The organism is Aestuariimicrobium sp. p3-SID1156, from assembly GCF_025144225.1.
Taxonomy (GTDB): domain Bacteria; phylum Actinomycetota; class Actinomycetes; order Propionibacteriales; family Propionibacteriaceae; genus Aestuariimicrobium.
In genome coordinates this window covers 59,143-77,282 of record NZ_JALXXB010000007.1, presented here as the reverse complement: position 1 = coordinate 77,282, position 18,140 = coordinate 59,143, and the positions used below count along the sequence as shown (strand labels likewise).

16 protein-coding genes and 1 pseudogene are annotated in these 18,140 nt (G+C 67.8%); 13 read left to right on the top strand and 4 right to left on the bottom strand.

Annotated features, from left to right (window positions below; all coding sequences use genetic code 11):
* Positions 1–63: 63 nt before the first annotated feature.
* The 8 genes and pseudogenes from M3G03_RS09230 to M3G03_RS09195 all read left to right on the top strand — a co-directional run.
* Positions 64–1,293 (top strand): annotated as a pseudogene (locus tag M3G03_RS09230) (cysteine desulfurase); the annotation flags it as partial.
* 134 nt (positions 1,294–1,427) lie between these two features.
* Positions 1,428–1,907, top strand: a complete 480-nt coding sequence (gene sufU, locus M3G03_RS09225) for a Fe-S cluster assembly sulfur transfer protein SufU (protein WP_259809404.1) — start codon at positions 1,428–1,430, stop codon at positions 1,905–1,907.
* A gap of 59 nt (positions 1,908–1,966) precedes the next feature.
* A complete protein-coding gene (locus tag M3G03_RS09220) occupies positions 1,967–2,380 on the top strand; it encodes a metal-sulfur cluster assembly factor (protein ID WP_259809440.1) in 414 nt (137 codons plus the stop codon).
* A 119-nt stretch (positions 2,381–2,499) separates the two neighbouring features.
* Entirely contained in the window at positions 2,500–4,098 is a 1,599-nt protein-coding gene (locus tag M3G03_RS09215) for an ABC-F family ATP-binding cassette domain-containing protein (RefSeq protein ID WP_259809403.1), read from the top strand.
* 62 nt (positions 4,099–4,160) lie between these two features.
* Complete coding sequence (locus M3G03_RS09210; RefSeq protein WP_259809402.1) at positions 4,161–4,637, top strand: helix-turn-helix domain-containing protein; 477 nt, start codon at positions 4,161–4,163, stop codon at positions 4,635–4,637.
* Between the two features lie 214 nt (positions 4,638–4,851).
* Entirely contained in the window at positions 4,852–6,990 is a 2,139-nt protein-coding gene (locus M3G03_RS09205; protein ID WP_259809401.1) for a PhoX family phosphatase, read from the top strand.
* A 147-nt stretch (positions 6,991–7,137) separates the two neighbouring features.
* Entirely contained in the window at positions 7,138–8,820 is a 1,683-nt protein-coding gene (locus M3G03_RS09200; RefSeq protein WP_259809400.1) for a nuclease-related domain-containing DEAD/DEAH box helicase, read from the top strand.
* Positions 8,817–10,688, top strand: a complete 1,872-nt coding sequence (locus M3G03_RS09195) for an ABC transporter ATP-binding protein (RefSeq protein ID WP_259809399.1) — start codon at positions 8,817–8,819, stop codon at positions 10,686–10,688. Before M3G03_RS09200 ends, M3G03_RS09195 begins: the two co-directional genes overlap by 4 nt.
* A gap of 61 nt (positions 10,689–10,749) precedes the next feature.
* Here the strand turns inward: M3G03_RS09195 and M3G03_RS09190 are convergent, their stop codons facing one another.
* The 3 genes from M3G03_RS09190 to M3G03_RS09180 are packed head-to-tail and all read right to left on the bottom strand — an operon-like array spanning position 10,750 to position 12,726.
* Positions 10,750–11,544, bottom strand: a complete 795-nt coding sequence (locus M3G03_RS09190; protein WP_259809398.1) for a putative RNA methyltransferase — start codon at positions 11,542–11,544, stop codon at positions 10,750–10,752.
* Positions 11,541–12,353 (bottom strand): SURF1 family protein, encoded by an 813-nt coding sequence (locus M3G03_RS09185; protein ID WP_259809397.1) that lies wholly within the window; start codon positions 12,351–12,353, stop codon positions 11,541–11,543. The genes M3G03_RS09190 and M3G03_RS09185 overlap by 4 nt, the downstream gene beginning before the upstream one ends.
* Before the next feature lie 22 nt (positions 12,354–12,375).
* On the bottom strand, positions 12,376–12,726 hold the full coding sequence (locus tag M3G03_RS09180) for a DUF3099 domain-containing protein (RefSeq protein ID WP_259809396.1): 351 nt from the start codon (positions 12,724–12,726) through the stop codon (positions 12,376–12,378).
* Between the two features lie 158 nt (positions 12,727–12,884).
* On the opposite strand from M3G03_RS09180, the gene fabG reads away from it, so the two are divergent.
* Both fabG and fabI read left to right on the top strand, forming a co-directional pair.
* Positions 12,885–13,622 (top strand): 3-oxoacyl-ACP reductase FabG, encoded by a 738-nt coding sequence (fabG, locus tag M3G03_RS09175; RefSeq protein ID WP_259809395.1) that lies wholly within the window; start codon positions 12,885–12,887, stop codon positions 13,620–13,622.
* A gap of 64 nt (positions 13,623–13,686) precedes the next feature.
* Positions 13,687–14,457 carry an enoyl-ACP reductase FabI gene (fabI, locus tag M3G03_RS09170; RefSeq protein ID WP_259809394.1) on the top strand — a complete coding sequence of 257 codons (771 nt, stop codon included), beginning with the start codon at positions 13,687–13,689 and terminating at the stop codon, positions 14,455–14,457.
* 9 nt (positions 14,458–14,466) lie between these two features.
* Here fabI and M3G03_RS09165 read toward each other — a convergent pair whose 3' ends face one another.
* Positions 14,467–15,261 carry a hypothetical protein gene (locus tag M3G03_RS09165; RefSeq protein ID WP_259809393.1) on the bottom strand — a complete coding sequence of 265 codons (795 nt, stop codon included), beginning with the start codon at positions 15,259–15,261 and terminating at the stop codon, positions 14,467–14,469.
* 117 nt (positions 15,262–15,378) lie between these two features.
* Here M3G03_RS09165 and M3G03_RS09160 point away from each other — a divergent pair, with 117 nt between their 5' ends.
* The 3 genes from M3G03_RS09160 to M3G03_RS09150 all read left to right on the top strand — a co-directional run bounded on the left by M3G03_RS09160 (position 15,379) and on the right by M3G03_RS09150 (position 18,140).
* Positions 15,379–16,191 (top strand): ABC transporter ATP-binding protein, encoded by an 813-nt coding sequence (locus tag M3G03_RS09160; protein ID WP_259809392.1) that lies wholly within the window; start codon positions 15,379–15,381, stop codon positions 16,189–16,191.
* Positions 16,192–16,197: 6 nt separating this feature from the next.
* The gene (locus M3G03_RS09155) at positions 16,198–16,704 is read left to right on the top strand and encodes an NfeD family protein (protein ID WP_396121932.1); all 507 of its coding nucleotides are present in this window, start codon (positions 16,198–16,200) and stop codon (positions 16,702–16,704) included.
* 113 nt (positions 16,705–16,817) lie between these two features.
* Complete coding sequence (locus tag M3G03_RS09150) at positions 16,818–18,140, top strand: SPFH domain-containing protein (protein ID WP_396121931.1); 1,323 nt, start codon at positions 16,818–16,820, stop codon at positions 18,138–18,140.

The window sequence follows — 18,140 nt, the reverse complement described above, 5'->3', positions numbered from 1 at the left end:
CGGGCACCCGGCCCGTGGCGTCCACCCAGGTTGCCAGGGCACAAGCAAGGAAGTGAGTGGGAGATGAACTACGACGTCGAGGCAATTCGCCGGGACTTCCCGATTCTCGAGCGCGAGATCAACGGGTACCCGCTGGCCTACCTCGATTCGGGCAACACCTCCCAGAAACCCCAGCAGGTCGTGGACGCCATCGCCTCCCACTACTTGGAGCACAACGCCAACGTCGCCCGGGCGATGCACCAGCTGGGCGCTGAAGCCACCGCCGCCTTCGAGGGCGGACGGGCCACCGTGGCCGATTTCATCGGTGCCGCCGAGGCCGCTGAGGTCGTCTTCACCAAGAACGCCTCCGAGGCCCTGAACCTCGCTGCGAACACGCTGGGCGCCGGCCTGGAGCCGGGTGACGAGGTCGTGGTCTCGGTGATGGAGCACCACTCCAACATCGTCCCCTGGCAGCTGGTCTGCCAGCGCACCGGCGCCACGCTGCGCTGGTTCGACATTACCGAGGACGGCCACCTCGACCTCGACAAGGCGCGGGCCGAGAACCTGATCAACGACCGGACCAAGATCGTCTCGATCACCTGGGCCTCGAATGTGCTCGGCACCATCAACCCCATCCGGGAGATCGCGGACTGGGCCCACCAGCACGGCGCGATCATGGTCGCGGACGGTGCCCAGGGTGTTCCGCAGCGGCCCACGGACGTGAGCGAGCTGGGCGTCGACATGCTCGCCTTCACCGGCCACAAGCTCTGCGGACCCACCGGCATCGGCGTGCTCTGGGGCCGCCTGCAGCTGCTGGAGGCCCTGCCCCCCTTCTTGGGCGGTGGCGAGATGATCGAGGTCGTTCGCATGGAGGGCTCGACCTTCGCCCCACCCCCAGCTCGCTTCGAGGCAGGGACGCCCCCCATCGCCCAGGCCGTCGGCCTGGCCGCGGCGATCGATTACGTGCGTGGCATCGGTATGGAAAAGGTGGCGGCCCACGAGAAGGCCATCACCCGTTACGCCATCGACCGGCTGATGAAGGTCGAGGGGCTCAGGATCCTCGGCCCGACCCGGGACGATGACCGTGGGGGAGCGATCGCCTTCACCCTGGACGGGGTCCATCCCCATGACCTGATGCAGCTGACCGACGCACGTGGCGTAGCGATCCGGGGCGGGCACCACTGCGCGCGTCCGTTGCACGATCGTCTGGGCGTGCAGAGCTCGTCGCGGGCCAGCAGCTACCTGTACACCACCACCCGCGAGGTCGACCAGCTGGTGGACGCCCTGGACTACGCTCGGGACTTCTTCACCGGAAAGTCGCGTTCCCACCGAGGCAGGATGACCCTGGCCGAACGCAAGGCCGCTCGGGAAGCGCGCCGGGTCGCCCGTGAAGAACTCGACGGTGGCGCCCAGACCGGGGCCGTCCCCGAGGATGACCGAGGAGGAGCATGAACGTCGAGGAGATGTACCAGGAGATCATCCTGGACCACTACCGCGAGAAGCACCACGCCGGGCTGCGGGAGCCGTTCGACGCCGAGGTGCACCACGTCAACCCCACCTGTGGGGACGAGTTGACCCTGCGCGTCGATGTCGAGGACGGGATGATCAAGGACGTCTCCTATGTCGCCCAGGGTTGCTCGATCTCCCAGGCATCGACCTCGGTGATGAGCGACCTGGTCATCGGTCGTGACGTCGAAGACTCCCTGGCACTGCACGACGAATTCGTCGTGATGATGAACTCGCAGGGCAAGATGGAACCCGACGAGGACCGTTTCGAGGACGGCATCGCCTTCATCGGGGTCTCCCAGTTCCCCGCCCGCGTCAAGTGCGCACTGCTGGGTTGGTCCGCCCTCAAGGACGCCCTGCTCCGCGCCGAATCTGCCGGTTCCCGCCGGCCCACCGAACCCACCACCTCACAGGAGGCATGATGTCCGACCAGACAGCCGACCTGCCGGGCACCCCGGCGGCAGAAGGGCAGGGCTCCCCGATGGCCCAGCCCGAGAACACCCTGGCGCCGGGTGGGGAGGGCGCTCGCCGCCCCTCCGACCTGGTGCGCGACGAGCTCCCCGACGTGGACGCGCCAGCGCGGACGGCCGTGAGCGAGGAGGACGTGCTGGAGGCCATGCGTGATGTCGTGGACCCCGAGCTGATGGTCAACGTCGTCGACCTCGGCCTGGTCTACGGAGTGCACCTCGACGAGGCCAACAACGCCACCATCGACATGACCTTGACCAGCCCCACCTGCCCGCTGACCGACCGCATCGAGTACGACACCCAGACGGTGCTCGAGGGACTGGTCACCTCCGCGGCGATCAACTGGGTCTGGATGCCGCCGTGGTCGCTGGAGATGATCACCGACGACGGCCGCGAACAGCTGCGCGCCATCGGCTACAACGTCTGATCGTTATCGGGTCCGACCGCTATCGGGTCTGACCGATTCGGGTCTGACCGATTCGGGTCTGACCGATTCGGGTCTGACCGATTCGGGTCGGGGCCGCCCGGAGCGTAGACTCGCCCCTCGTGCTTCAGGTCAAGGATCTCGCCGTTTCCATCGGCGCCCGTACTCTGCTGGAACCAGTGTCGTTCCAGGTGCTGCCCGGCGACAAGATCGGGCTGGTCGGGCGCAATGGCGCCGGCAAGACAACGATGACCCGCATCCTGGCGGGGGAGGGGCAGCCCTCCGGTGGCACCGTCACCCGCACCGGCAAGCTCGGCTACCTGCCGCAGGACCCGCGCGATGGTGATCTTGATGTCACCGCTCGCGACCGCATCCTCAGCGCCCGGGGTCTGGACCAGATCCTGGGTCGGATGCGCCGCTACGAGAACGAGATGGCTGAAGCGGTCGGGGAACGGCGCGAGAAGGCGATGGAGTCCTATTCCCGTGCCGAGGCCGAGCATGTCGCCGCCGGCGGCTACGGCGCTGAGGCCGAGGCCGCCCAGATCTGCGCCAACCTGGGCCTGCCCGAGCGCGTCCTGAGCCAGCCCATCCGGCAGCTCTCCGGTGGCCAGCGCCGCCGCGTCGAACTGGCCCGCATCCTGTTCTCCGGATCCGACACCCTGCTGCTCGACGAGCCCACCAACCACCTGGACGCCGACTCGATCAGCTGGTTGCGGACCTTCCTGCAGGGCTACCCGGGTGGCGTGGTCATGATCAGCCACGATACCGGCCTACTGGACGCGACGGTGACCAAGGTCTTCCACCTGGACGCCAACCGCGCCGAACTCGACATCTACTCCATGGACTGGAAGCGCTACCTCCTCCAGCGCGAGACCGACGAGAAGCGCCGCAAGCGTGAACGTCTCAACGCCGAGCGCAAGGCCGAACAGCTCCTGAGCCAGGCCGACAAGATGCGCGCCAAGGCGACAAAGGCTGTCGCTGCCCAGAACATGGCCAAGCGCGCCGAGAAGCTGCTCGCCGGCATCGAGGGCGAACGCGTCCAGGACAAGGTCGCCAAGATCGCCTTCCCCACCCCCGCCCCCTGCGGCAAGACCCCGCTGATGGCCGAGAACCTCTCGAAGTCCTACGGGTCGCTGGAGGTATTCACCTCCGTGGACCTCGCCATCGACCGCGGCTCGCAGGTGGTGATCCTGGGACTCAACGGCGCGGGCAAGACGACCCTGTTGCGCATCCTGGCCGGCGTCGAGCAGTCCGACACCGGCCGGATCCTGCCCGGCCACGGCCTCAAGCTCGGCTACTTCGCGCAGGAACATGACCTGCTGGACATGAAGGCATCCGTGCTGGAGAACATGACCCGAGCGGCCGCCGACATGAACGAGACCGACTGCCGCAAGGTGCTGGGACAGTTCCTGTTCACCGGCGATGATGTGGAGAAGCCCGCCCGCGTCCTCTCCGGTGGTGAGAAGACCCGGCTGTCGCTCGCGACCCTGGTCGTGTCGGCGGCCAATGTGCTGCTGCTCGACGAGCCCACTAACAACCTGGACCCCGCCAGTCGGGAGCAGGTGCTGGACGCCATCCGTAGCTACCAGGGAGCGGTCATCCTCGTGACCCACGACGAGGGAGCGGTGGAGGCGCTGGAACCCGATCGCGTCCTGTTGCTGCCCGACGGGGTCGAGGACCTGTGGAGCAGGGACTACCAGGACCTCATCGCGTTGGCGTGAGCCGTTCTGGGTGCTCGTCCAGCTACGCTGGGCGGATACCTGATCAAGGAAAGGTCCTGACCATGGTCACTGCACACATCCCTCTGGGGCCTGGGTCTCGCGTCACGGGGGAGGCCCGGGAGACCCTGGCCGGGCAGCTGTGCCAGCGCTACCAGGCCGGGGAATCCATCCGTGCCATCGCGGCTGATCTTGGTCGAAGCTACGGCTTCGTGCAGACCCTCCTGCGGGAGGCAGGTGTCACCCTGAGGACCCGCGGTGGGGACACCCGCTCGTCGGTGGCCCGCACACGCCAGGCGGCGGTCGCCCAGCGCACCATGACCGCGCCAGCAGTGGAGGACCACGTCAAGGTGCGGCCGCTCGAGGTCCAACAACAGAAGGGCAAGGGCACGAAGAAGGCGAAGTCGAAGGACCAGGTCAAGAAGTCCAAGAAATCCAAGCACCAGCCCAAGCCCCCGACTCCTGAGAAGTCCGAGAAGTCCAAGAAGAAGAGCGGCAAGTCGAAGGACAAGGACAAGGCGTCCAAGAAGAAGAACACGTGAACGAGACCCGCGGGCTGGGCGGAGCCGACAGCCACTCCGACCGCTACGGGGCGTAGTAATTGGCCTAGTCAGGTCCGGGTGGCGTCCGCAATGGCTAGCCGTGGTGTGTGAAACGTGCTGTGCGCCATTGTTTGCCAACCGTTCACGGTGCCGTCGCGTGCAGGTTCCTTGTCGCTGAGAGTGTTCAGGCAATCGGATTGATGTCCGCTGCGCCATGATCACGTCTGACCAGGAGTTCTTCATGCACAAGAGCCTCAAGCTGCTGCCGATGTTCGGCCACACCAACGGCAACCGTTCGGCTGCCACCTGCCACTACAAGTGTGGCAACGCCTGCCTCGGCGAGACCTGCAACACCTCCGACAACTCCTACTTCCGTGAGATCGCCGGCGCTGCCCTCTCCCGCCGCGCAGCCCTCGGCCTCGGTGGCGCCGCTGCTGGCGCTGTGGTTGTCGGTCACGTCGTCGGTGGTGGCGCCACCCCGGCAGTCGCCGACTTCGGTGGCAACGGCTCTGCCGGCGGCAAGCTGGCCTTCACCCCGATCGCGCCGGTCGAGCGCACCGTCGACACCGTGACCGTGCCCAAGGGCTACCAGTGGGACACCGTGATCCGCTGGGGCGACCCGATGTTCAAGGACTCCCCGACCTTCGACGGCTTCGTCAAGACCGTGGAGCAGGCTGAGAAGTCCTTCGGCTACAACAACGACTACCTGAACATCATCGCCGAGGACGACACCCACGGCCTGCTGGTGTGCAACCACGAGTACACCAACGAAGAAATCATGTTCCCCGAGGACTGGTTCAAGGCCAACGCCGCCGAGGCCCGCAAGATCGCCATCGCCTCCCACGGTTTCGCCGTGGTCGAGCTGGTCCGCGCCGGCGCCGGCAAGCCCTGGAGCTACGTCAAGGGTGGCAAGCGCAACCGCCGCTTCACCGGCACCACCGAGTTCAAGGTCGACGGCCCCGCCGCCGGCTCCAAGCTCCTGAAGACCGTTGCCGATCCTTCCGGCCACAAGGTCCTGGGCACCCTCAACAACTGCGCCGGTGGCACCACCCCCTGGGGCACCGTCCTGTCGGGTGAGGAGAACTTCAACCAGTACTTCGTCGGTACCGGCTCGTCGGTCGAGAAGCGCTACGGCATCCCCACCACGTCCGAGCGCGGCTGGGAGACCGTTGACCCCCGCTTCGACCTCAACAACGAGGGCTACGCCAACGAGGTCAACCGCTTCGGCTGGATGGTCGAGATCGATCCCCAGGATCCGACCTCGACCCCGGTCAAGCACACCGCGATGGGCCGCTTCAAGCACGAGGCCGGCAACATCTCCGTCGCCAAGGACGGCCGCATCGTCGTGTACATGGGCGACGACGAGCGCTTCGACTACGTCTACAAGTTCATCTCGAAAGGCAAGTACAACCCCAGGGCTGCTCGCCAGGCCAACAAGAACCTGCTGACCGAGGGTGACCTCTACGTCGCCAAGTTCACCGGTGACACCGAGGCCGAGATCGACGGCTCGGGCAAGCTGCCCTCCGACGGCGCCTTCGACGGCACCGGCACCTGGATCCCGTTGACCCAGAACGGCAAGTCGATGGTCGCCGGCATGTCCATCGAGGAGGTCCTGGTCTGGACCCGTATCGCCGCCGACCGCGTCGGCGCGACCAAGATGGACCGCCCCGAGGACATCGAGCCCAACCCGGTCACCGGCAAGATCTACATGGCCATGACCAACAACACCCAGCGTGGCACCGAGGGCAAGGCCCCGGCCGACGAGGCCAACCCGCGCAACAAGAACAAGGACGGCCACATTCTCGAGGTCACCGAGACCGGTGATGACGCTGCCGCCCTGACCTTCGGCTGGAACATCCTGATCGTGGCCGGCGATCCCTCGAAGACCTCGTCGGCCTACTTCGCCGGCTACCCCGCCGACAAGGTTTCGCCGATCTCCTGCCCCGACAACGTCGCCTTCGACTCGAAGGGCAACCTGTGGGTCTCTACCGACGGCCAGCCCGGCACCATCGGCTACTGCGACGCCCTGCACAAGGTCACCCTCGTGGGTGCCGAGCGCGGTCGCGTCGAGCAGTTCCTCGCTGTCCCGGCTGGCGCCGAGACCTGTGGCCCGGTCATCCACGACCTGGACAACATGGTCTTCGTGGCCGTCCAGCACCCGGGTGAGGGTGGCACCTTCGCTGAGCCGATCTCCTACTTCCCGGACTTCAAGAAGGCTGGCGCTCGCGCCGGCGAGATGGCCGGCCCCCGCCCCTCCGTCGTCCAGGTCTACTCCCTGATCGGCAAGGACGGGAAGCCCGGCAAGGACGGCAAGGACGGGAAGCCCGGCGCCCTCCCCAACACCGGTCGCTGATCCAAGGCGCTGGTGACCAGCGCTGAATGAGCCCAGAGGGGCGGTACCCACGTGGTACCGCCCCTCACGCGTCCCCGAAGGAGACCTGCCGGGCACTCGCCACGGCGTCCATGATGGGATGTCAGAAGCCCATCGAGAGGACGCACCGTGGCTGCCACACTCGTGCCTGACAAGCCCACCTTCGTCAACACCTACGAACAGGACGTCTGCCGACGACTGCAGCGCGGCCTCCCCGAGGGCTCGATCCTGCTCGCCAACCTGCGGATCACCGAGGAGGCCCAAGACCTCGAAGCCGACCTGGTGGCGCTGGTCCCCGGCTCTGGGATGGCTGTGGTCGAGGTGAAGGGCGGCCGGGTGTGGCACGAGGACCAGCAGTGGTGGCAGTCCACCCCCGAGGGCCCACGCCGCATCGACCCCTTCGAGCAGGCGATGAAGGCCAAACGTGCGCTCATCAAGTACGTCAGCAGGGATCCACGCTGGAGTGGGGGACCGATGCGCTGGGCGCACCACGTGGTGCTGGCCAGCACCCCGCTCGCACCCGACTTCTGCACCCCCCAGGTGCCGCGCTGGCAGGTCAGCGGCAGCAGCGACCTCCCGACGCTGGTGGACCAGCTGGTCGACAACCTCGAACTCCACCACTCCTCCGGAGCGCTTCCGCCGACGACCGACCAGGTCAGGCTCATCGCGGACATCCTGGGGGGACGCTTCCTGCCCCAGCGCGATGTCCTGGTCGGTGCGGAGGCCCGCGATGAGCAGATCTCCCGCCTCACCGACCAGCAGGCGACCCTGCTGCAGGTGACCCGGCTGGTGCCGCGCGTCGAGATCCGTGGTGGGGCGGGCAGCGGAAAGACGCATCTGGCAATAGAACATGCCCGCCGCCTGGCCGACGGTCGTCTGACCGGACGCCCGGAGCGGGTGGCGGTGCTCTGCTATTCCTACGGCCTGGCCGGCTACCTGCGACGAACATTGCAGGTCGGCTCCCGCAAGAAGCAGCCACGCTTCGTGGGCGCCTTTGAGGAACTGGCCAACGACTGGGGCATCGACACCTCCAGGGCCACGCGGGATGACTCCGAGTTCTGGGAACGCCGGTTGCCGGCCACCATGGCGCACAAGGCGCACCAACTGCCCGACGGCAAGCGCTTCGACGCGATCATCGTCGACGAGGCGCAGGACTTCGCCGACCACTGGTGGACACCACTCCTGCATGCGCTGGCCGACCAGGACCAGGGCCGCCTGGGGATCTACTCCGACGAGCACCAGCGCGTCTTCAACCGCTTCGGGGCACCTCCGATCCAGCTGGTACCGCTGGTCCTGGACCACAACCTGCGCAACACCCAGCAGATCTACGACACCTTCAAGCCGCTGGCACCCAGCGGCATGAGCTCTCGCGGCGGCACGGGGCCCCAGGTCACCTTCATCCCGAGCACCCTGGACGATGCCGTCCATGACTCCGACGACCAGGTCGACATCCTGCTCGACGAGGGCTGGCGCCCCCACGACATCGCCCTGCTCACCGTGGGAAAGCGACACCCCCAGCACACCGAACTGCAGGAGAAACACGGCTACCGCGGCTATTGGGACACCTACTGGGACCAGTCAGTCGACTGCGACGTGTTCTATGGGCACGTCCTGGGGTTCAAGGGAATGGAACGCCGGGCGGTGGTGTTGTGTGTGAACGATTCTGGGCGAGGGGAGCGCGGGGCCGAGAGGCTCTACGTCGGGCTCTCCCGCGCGACCGACCGTTTGGTCGTCGTAGGCGACCCGGAGGCGATCGAACGCCTGGGCGGACCCGAAGTCCGACGACGGCTGGAAGCAGGGGAGACGGAATGACGGTGGCCGGCCACGGTGGCGGCATGGGCGGCGGCCGCATGATGCGGTCGCTGTCCAAGGACGAGGAGATCAAGGGCTACAAGATCGGCGAGGGCACGGCCCGGCGCGTCCTCGGCTACGCCCGCCCCTACACCGGGATGCTCACCCTCTTCCTGGTCACCATCGTCGTGGGCGCCGTCATCGGCGTGGCGCCACCGCTGCTGCTGCAGCGCATCATCGACGACGGCGTGCTGCAGGGCAACACTCGCGTCGTGGTCACTCTGGCAATCGTGGTCGGCGTGTTGGCGATCGCGGACGTCGCCATCGGACTGCTGCAGACCTGGTGTTCCTCACGGATCGGGGAGGGACTCATCCGCGACCTGCGCATCCAGGTCTTCGACCGCGTCACCGCGATGCCGCTGGCCTTCTTCAGCCGCACCCACACCGGACAGCTCGTCTCCCGGCTCCAGTCCGACGTCATCGGAGCCCAGCAGGCCTTCACCTCGACACTGTCCCGCGTGGTCTCCAATGTCATCTCGCTGGTGCTGGTGGTGGCGGCCATGTTCGCGCTCAGCCCGACGTTGACGCTGGCTTCCATCGTGCTGGGCGGCTTGATCATGGTCCCCGGCTGGATCGTGGGTGGACGGGTCGCCGAACTGACCAAGCGTTCCATGCAGATCAACGGGGACATCGCCGCCATGATGACCGAGCGCTTCACCGTCTCCGGGGCGCTGCTGGTCAAGCTCTTCGGGGACCCCCAGCGCGAGCACGACCTGTTCGCGAAGCCCGCCAACGCCCGACTCGACGTCGGGGTGAAGATCGCGATGATCGGCCGGGTCTTCGCTGCCTCCATGTCGCTGGTCGCCGCCCTGGCCACCGCGGTCGTCTACGGTGTGGGCGGCTGGCAGGCCATCCAGGGGGACCTGACGGTCGGAACTCTCACCGCGCTGGCCGGTCTGCTGATGCGCCTCTACGGGCCGCTGATGCAGCTCACCACCGTCCGCGTCGACGTGATGAGCGCCCTGGTCAGCTTCGATCGCGTCTTCGAGGTGCTCGACATCAAGCCCCTCATCGCTGATGCCCCGGACGCGAAACCCGTCACCCCGGTTCCGAGCGTCGAGTTCGACCACGTTGCCTTCACCTACCCCGACCCGGCGGACTACTCGCTGCCCTCGCTGGAACCGGCCAGCGCGAAGGCGGAGCGTCCCAATGACCCGGTCCTCTTCGACATCAGTTTCCGCGCCGAACCCGGGCAGACGGTGGCCCTGGTCGGGCCTTCGGGGGCCGGCAAGACCACCATCACCCACCTGCTCCGCCGCCTCTACGACGTGTCCGCTGGTGCGGTGCGAATCGGTGGCGACGACGTGCGCGACGTCACCGGGGAGTCGCTGGAGAGGATGGTGGGCTACGTCACCCAGGACGCCCACATGTTCCATGACACCATCCGCAACAACCTGCTCTACGCCGCGCCGGAGGCCACCGAGCAGCAGATGCGCGATGCGCTGGCGGCCGCCCACGTCCTGGACCTCGTCGACCGCCTGCCCGACGGGCTGGACACCATGGTCGGGGAACGCGGCTATCGGCTCTCCGGTGGTGAACGCCAGCGCTTCGCCATCGCGCGGCTGCTGCTGGTGGCGCCCCCGATCGTGGTCCTGGACGAGGCGACCGCCCACCTGGACTCCGAGTCGGAGGTCGCGGTCCAGCGAGCGCTCGACTCGGCCATGCACGATCGCACCAGCGTCGTGATCGCGCACCGGTTGTCCACCGTGCGTCACGCCGACCAGATCCTGGTCATCGAACGCGGGCGCGTGTCCGAGCGCGGTACCCACGAACAGCTGTTGGCCACTGGCGGTCCCTACGCCGAGCTGTACGCCACCCAGTTCGAATGAGGACGCCGGGAGCCGCTGCCCCGGAGCTCCTGTGCGCCAGCTCTTTGTGTGGCCGGGGGCGTCAGCGCTTCTGCCAGCTGCTGATCCGCACCCGCGCGGTGACCTCGAAGGGCTCCTGCACGTCGGCTGAATGGTCGTGGAAGGCATTGGGCCCCATCCCGACCAGATTGACCAGCTCCCCCGGCGCCAACACCATGGGGACGTCAAGGTCCTCGGCCTCGGTCTCGGTGAACCAGGGGCCAAGGGTGGAGGCCAGCCGCTGCTGCTTGTCCGCCTCGATGCCGAGCAGCCCGAACCGCTCCCGGGCCTCCCGGAGGTGGTCGGCGCGTGGGGTCACCACCACCAGACGCCCCTTGGGCCCCAGGACCCGGGCGAAATCCTCGGGGTTGCGCGGTGCGAAGATCGACAGCATCACGTCGGCGACAGCGGACGCGATGGGCAGCGGCTGCCAGGCGTCCGCCACGATGGCGCGGGCTCGCGGGTGGCATTTCGCCAGGCGCCTGGCCGCCGCCACGGAGACATCGACGCCGAGACCTTCGGCGCTCGGCAGCGCGTCGAGGACCCGGGCCAGGTACCAACCGGTCCCGGCGCCGACCTCCACCACCGCAGCGGAGCCGCTGGAGCGCTGCGAGACGGCGTCCGCGATGGGGGAGTAGTGGCCTGAGGACAAGAAGGCGTGACGGCGGGCGACCATGTCGGGGGTGTCGGCATTGGCTCCCTGGGCCCGGCCGAGCAGGTTCAGGTAGCCCTGTCGGGCGCGGTCGACGCTGTGGCCACGGTCGCAACGGGCGGCCCGGTCCTCGACGACCAGACCGTCGCCGCACTGGGGGCACAGCAGCCAGTCGAAGCCGCTCACGGTTCGCGGGGTGAGGACTCGGTCCCAGCGCTGGTGGCGGCGTCCGCACGAGTGGCACCGGACACCGGCAGGATCGGGGTGCCGGCACGAGCACGACGCTTGCGGCGATCGCGCAGGTCGGCCCGGATCAACAGCAGCGCCCCGGCCGCGGCGATGACCGTGAAGATGAACCACTGGATCGCGTAGGAGAAGTGCGGCCCCTCGGTGAGCTCTGGGGGCCCGATCAGGGTGAGACCCTTCGCCGCGTCAGGGGTGGAGGAGATCAGCTGGATGTACCCATCGGCCAGCGGCTCACCCAGCTCCTTGGAGATCTCATGGGAGTTGATGAGTCGCACAGACCCCTGCACAGGCTTGGTGGCGTTCAGCCTCCCCTTCTCGTTGCGGCGCACGTAGCCGGTGAGCTCGACCTCACCGCTCGGGACCGCAGCAGGGGGAGGAACCGTACCCTCCTGCTTGGCGGTGAGCCCGCGGTTCACCAGGACCGTCCTGCCGTCAACGGTCTTGAAGGGCACCACCCATTCGCTGCCCTGCTGGTCGCCAACCTTGCGGTAGCGGACCTCCAGCTGCTCGTCGGCCAGGAAGGTGCCGCGGGCCCGGACGCGCTGCCACTGGTCGGTCTCGGTGATGGGCTTGTCCATCACCTCGGCCCAGGGCTTGACCGGCTGCTGCTGGTGCGCCACGGCGGACGCGTTGCGCTCCCGGCGCTGGTCCAGCCGATGCAACTGCCATTCACCGAGCCGAATGAAGACGGCTCCGAGCGCCGCCACGACGAGCAGCAGTGCCACCCAACGGATCCACAGCTTCTTCACGCCTCGACCCTACTTGCGGACATCACTGGTGCTCCTCGACGACCTCGCCCTTGATGATCTCCCCAGCGGGCAGGGCAAGGATGGGGTCCTCGTCGAACAGCACCGGATCGGGGCGCTTCAGGTCGATGGCGTTGGCGAACATCACCGCCAGCACTGGTAGCACCACCGCGCCCGCCAGCGGCAGCAGGCGCCAGACGCCGGGGACGAGGAACAGGGACAGGAAGCAGGCGGTACGGATGCCCATCGCAATGATGTAGTTGCGATTGCGCCGGGCGCTGTCCTCCGAGCGGCTCTCGGGGACCTGGGTGATCGTCACGACGCGCTCCGAGGAGCGGCGGTAGCCACTCTCGGGGTCATGGATCAGGCTGGGCACTCATCCACTGTACGCCTGCCGGTCAGGGCTGTGGCCCGCCGAACCGGTGGGGTCCCACGGCGGGGGCAGCGACATGCACCGAACCCCACAGAGACACATGGCAAACGCTGTGCGGACGCACGTTGAGGCTGCCTCACCCTTTCGATAGGTTCCCATCTGTGACCGAGACGCCCCAGAACGCTGACCAGACCGAGGCACCGGGCCGGGTGGCTCTGGTGACCGGTGCCAACAAGGGCATCGGACGGACCATCGCGGAGCACCTTCGCGACCGGGGCTACCGCGTGGCGGGCACCTTCCGTTCCGGTGACGTGCCCGAGGGAGTGCTGGGCGTTCAGTGCGACATCACCGACACCGACCAGGTCGACCAGGCCTTCACCGCCGTGGAGAAGGAACTCGGCCCGGTCGAGGTGCTGGTCGCCAATGCCGGCATCACCAGGGACACCCTGCTGATGCGCATGGACGAGGACGCCTTCAGCCAGGTCATCGACACCAACCTGACTGGCACCTTCCGTGTGGTGAAGCGCGCGACCCGCGCCATGATGAAGCAGCGCTACGGGCGCATCGTGCTGATCTCCTCGGTGGTTGCCCTGCTCGGGTCACCCGGACAGGTGAACTACGCCGCCTCCAAGGCCGGCCTGGTGGGCATCGCCCGTTCGGTCAGCCGCGAGCTCGGCGGCCGCGGGATCACCTGCAATGTGGTGGCTCCCGGATTCATCGAGACCGACATGACCGCTGCGCTGCCCGAGGACACCATCAGGGGCTACCAGGAGCGCATCCCTGCTGGACGCCTGGGCCAGACCAAGGACGTCGCGCAGGCCGTGGGTTTCCTGGCCGAGGCCGGCTACATCACCGGCGCGGTCATCCCGGTCGATGGCGGCCTGGGCATGGGCCACTGATCACCACCTGACCACCAACTCACCAGCGATCCAGCGAACCACAACCAGCGAATACGGACGGACCATGGGAATCCTCGAAGGCAAGAACATCCTGGTGGCAGGCGTCACCCATCACACCTCGATCGCCTACGAGGTCGCCCGCATCGCCCAGGAAGAGGGCGCCACGGTCCTGGTGAGCAACTTCGGACGCGCACTGCGGCTGACCCACCGCGTGGTGCAGAAGCTCGACCCGGTTCCCCCGGTGCTGGAGCTGGACGTCACCAACACCGAGCACCTCGCCGGCCTGGCCGACCAGGTCCGCCAGCATGTCGACCAGCTGCACGGCGTCGTTCACTCGGTCGCCTTCGCCAACCCCGAGACCGCCTTGGGCGGCAAGTTCCTGACCACTCCCTTTGAGGACGTGGCGACCGCGCTCAACGTCTCGGCGTATTCCCTGACGAGCATGACGATGGCGGTCAAGGAGCTCATGCCCCCCGGCAGCGCAGTGGTGGGGCTGACCTTCGACGCCACCGTGAGTTGGCCCTCCTACGACTGGATGGGTGTGGCGAAGTCGGCGCTGGAGTCGACCTCGCGCTACTTGGCCCGCTACCTCGGTCCGGAGGGCATCCGCTCGAACATCGTCTCGGCAGGGCCGCTGTCCACGATTGCCAAGAATGCGATTCCTGGTGCAGAGGCCTTCGACGGCATCTGGGAGGGACGCGCCCCGTTGGGCTGGGACCAGCAGGACGCCGGGCCGTCGGCCAAGGCCGTCGTGGCGCTGCTCTCGGACTGGTTTCCCGCCACCACCGGCGAGGTCGTCCACGTTGATGGCGGCCTGCACAGCACCGGCGCCTGAACAGAGCGCCTACTGCATGGCGTGTGTGGGCCAGGACACGGCTGCGGACACGGCGTCCAGAGCTGCGGTGCGCAGGGGCGCGAGTGCCGCAGCACGCGTCGCAATCGCATGGGAGTGTGGCAGCTCCCCGTTCTGTTCCTGGCCCGCTGCCACGACCGCCAGCATGGTGAGCGCCTGGTCCAGCAGTCGCTGGTTCGCCGGCCCATAGGCCGGGCCCAGCCGCACGGTGCCCGTGGCCCCCGGCCGTTGCCCACTGGTGAACCCGGACGCCTGCAGCGCGCCCGCGGCCCGGTTCATCGCGGCGGTGAGGGCATGCGCCGCCTCCGAGGGGGTCGCCGGCGGCAGCGGTCGCTCAGCATGCCGTAGCCGCAGGACCGGAACCAGGTGATCCTCGTCGTCCAGGCCGCCGGCGTCGATGGCCCCGACGCCCATCTCGGGCTCGAGCGCCGGTGTCCAGGCGAGGGTGCCGGCCTGCCGGACCGCCACGGCCACAGCACCCAGGGCCGGGTCCTCCTGGGCTGAGAGTGCGGCCCTGGTGAGCTCAGCCGGCCCGCGCAGCCCGGTGAGGCGTCCGGGTGCCACCACCGCCACCATCCATGGGCCGGGGAAGCGTCGCGGCACCTGCGCCATGCCGATGCGCAGGGTGAGCCGATGGGACATGCCCATCAACCGATCAGGATCCTTCACCCAGGCGAAGAGTTCGCCCTCGGGGCCACGCAGGGCATCCTCGGCCTCGGCCGGATTGACGGCGCCGGCGTCCATGGCATTGAGAGTCGCCGTCAGCTGCAGCATGCTCAGTTCCACCGCACCAGACTAGGAGCCCCACCCAACGCCGACGGGAGCCGGGAGCAGGGACCCGATGCACGCGAGCTCGGGGCGTCCCACCGCTGGTGGAGGAGCGGCGTCGGGTAGGTTGGGACCATGAGTGCAGTGGTGGACCTGGCCGGTGTCGACGTCGTGCGCGGTGGCGCCAAACTGCTGGATGACATCACCTGGACCGTCAACGAGGACGAGCGCTGGGTCATCATCGGCCCCAACGGCGCAGGCAAGACGACCCTGCTTCAGGTCGTGGCCGCGCAGCTCCACCCCACAGCCGGTGTGGCCGGTTTGCTGGACGAGGTGCTGGGTGCGACCGACGTGTTCGAGCTGCGACCCCGGATCGGTGTGTCCTCGGCGGCCATCGCTGATCGGATCCCGCGCGGGGAACGCGTCGATGACGTGGTGATGTCGGCCAGCTATGCGGTGATGGGCCGCTGGCGCGAGGAGTACGACCGCATGGACTCCGAACGCGCCACCGAGCTGCTGGAGCAGCTGCGCGTCGACCACCTGCGGAACCGCACCTTCGGCACCCTGTCGGAGGGGGAGCGCAAGCGTGTCCAGATTGCCCGTGCCCTGATGACCGACCCGGAGCTGCTGCTCCTGGATGAGCCGGCCGCCGGGCTGGACCTGACCGGTCGCGAGGCACTGGTGGACACGCTGTCGGAACTCTGTCTGGATCCGTACGCCCCGGCGACTGTCCTGGTCACGCACCATGTCGAGGAGATTCCTGAGGGCATCACCCATGCGCTCCTGCTCAAGGAGGGGCGGATGACTGCTGCGGGGCCGATCGAGGAGGTGCTCACCGACGAGAACCTCACTGAGACCTTCTCCCTGCCGTTGTCGGTGCGCCATGAGGATGGCCGCTGGACCGCTCGCGCAACGCGACGTCGGCATGCGCTGGAAACCAGGGAGTAGTCGATCATGGAAATCTTCGACTACCTGAGGGGCCACCCGTGGTCGGCCTGGATGAGCCTGGCCCTCGTGCTGGGTGCCGCCGAGATGTTAACCCTCGACTTCACCTTGCTGATGCTGGCCGGTGGTGCTGCGGCCGGTGGGGTGACGGCGCTCATCTTCCCGGGCATGGTCATGCTCCAGATCATCGTGGCCCTGGTCTCGGCCGTCCTGCTGCTGTTCGTACTGCGCCCCACGCTGCTGGCCAAGGTGCGAAATGCCCCCAGCTATCGCGGTTCCTTCGAGACGCTGGTCGGCAGCGAAGGGGTCGCCACCGCGGAGATCACCCAGGACGGTGGAGAGGTCAAGGTTGATGGCCTCACCTGGAACGCCCAGCTGGTCATGCCGGGTCGGGTCCTGGTGGGCCAGAAGGTCGAGGTGCAGGAGGTCGACGGCACCACCCTGAAGGTCTACCCCTCCATGCGGTCGGCCGAGGGGCCTGGCTTCCCGAGCCTTGAACCCCCGGGCGGACGCTGACAGCCGTGCCCTGGTTGGGTCCTGCACCCGGGCCTGAGTAGGGTGAACGGGACAAGCGCAACCGGTGGTGGGTTCCCACGCCACCAGCGTCAACGGAGCAAGGAGAACGACGCATGGACCTCATCCTCATTGGCGTCCTGATCGTGGCGGTGGTGGTGTTCCTGGCCCAGGCGGTCAAGATCATCCACACCCAGCAGGTCGGACTGATCGAGCGGCTGGGCAAGTTCCGCAAGAAGCTTGACCCCGGCCCCCACCTGGTCGTCCCGATTCTTGATCGCGTCGCCTACAAGCTGGACATGCGCGAGCAGGTGCAGCCCTTCCCGCCGCAGGGCGTGATCACCCAGGACAACCTGATGGTGAGCATCGACTCGGTCATCTACTTCCAGATCGTCGACCCGGTCCGAGCCGCCTATGAGGCGCAGAGCTATCGGGCCGCCATCGAGCAGCTGACGATGACCACCCTGCGCAACATCATCGGCGGCATGGACCTGGAGGCGGCCCTGACCTCCCGTGAGGAGATCAACCAGCGCCTGCGCGCCGTGCTGGACGAGGCCACCGGCAAGTGGGGCATCAAGGTCAACCGCGTCGAGCTGCGCGGTATCGAGCCGCCGCCCACCATCCGTGACGCGATGGAGAAGGGTGCGCGTGCCGAGCGCGAGAAGCGTGCCCAGGTGCTCCTGGCCGAGGGCCAGCGCCAGTCGCAGATCCTGTCGGCCGGTGGTGATCGCGAGTCGGCGATCCTGAGGGCGCAGGGTGAACGCGAGGCCATGGTGCTGCGCGCCCAGGCCGATCGCCAGGCCCAGATGCTCCGCGCAGAGGGCGAGGCCCAGGCCATCTCCACCGTCTTCAACGCGATCCACGCCGGCCAGCCCACCCAGGGCCTGCTGGCCTACCAGTACCTGCAGATGCTGCCCACGCTGGCCAAGGGTGACTCCAACAAGATGTGGATCGTGCCCAGCGAGCTGAACGATGCCCTCAAGGGGCTCGGGCAGGTCATGGGTGGTGAATCCGTGACCGCTCCCAAGGCGGCTCCTGCGGCTGCGGAAGGAACCTTCACCGCGCCGGAAAAGGTCGACGTGATGGCCGAGATCGAGGCGCAGAAGGAACAGGAGAAGGCTGCCTCGGACGCGACCGTCGAGAAGGCCATCGCCGAGGCACGCCAGCTGGAGAACCCCACCCGCACCTCGCCCTTCCAGGCCGGTGCCCTGACCGCCGGCAAGACCGACGACGAGCCGGAGACCAGCCGCCAGCCGGTCCAGGGTCAGCCCGCCCAGCCCCAGCCCGCCCAGCCCCAGCAGGACTCCCCGAGCTACGGCCAGCAGCCGATGGGGCAGGGCCAGCCCGGGCACTACGGCGCCCAGCCCTACGGTCAGCCCTACTCGAACCAGCCCCATCAGCCCACCCACCCCGATCAGCAGGGTCCTCTTGGCTCCTGA

Coding starts and splice junctions, on each gene's coding strand:
- M3G03_RS09205 (WP_259809401.1), top strand. CDS start 4,852: ATGATCACGTCTGACCAGGAGTTCTTCATGCACAAGAGCCTCAAGCTG.
- M3G03_RS09195 (WP_259809399.1), top strand. CDS start 8,817: ATGACGGTGGCCGGCCACGGTGGCGGCATGGGCGGCGGCCGCATGATG.
- M3G03_RS09150 (WP_396121931.1), top strand. CDS start 16,818: ATGGACCTCATCCTCATTGGCGTCCTGATCGTGGCGGTGGTGGTGTTC.
- sufU (WP_259809404.1), top strand. CDS start 1,428: ATGAACGTCGAGGAGATGTACCAGGAGATCATCCTGGACCACTACCGC.
- fabI (WP_259809394.1), top strand. CDS start 13,687: ATGGGAATCCTCGAAGGCAAGAACATCCTGGTGGCAGGCGTCACCCAT.
- M3G03_RS09220 (WP_259809440.1), top strand. CDS start 1,967: ATGGCCCAGCCCGAGAACACCCTGGCGCCGGGTGGGGAGGGCGCTCGC.
- M3G03_RS09155 (WP_396121932.1), top strand. CDS start 16,198: ATGGAAATCTTCGACTACCTGAGGGGCCACCCGTGGTCGGCCTGGATG.
- M3G03_RS09210 (WP_259809402.1), top strand. CDS start 4,161: ATGGTCACTGCACACATCCCTCTGGGGCCTGGGTCTCGCGTCACGGGG.
- M3G03_RS09160 (WP_259809392.1), top strand. CDS start 15,379: ATGAGTGCAGTGGTGGACCTGGCCGGTGTCGACGTCGTGCGCGGTGGC.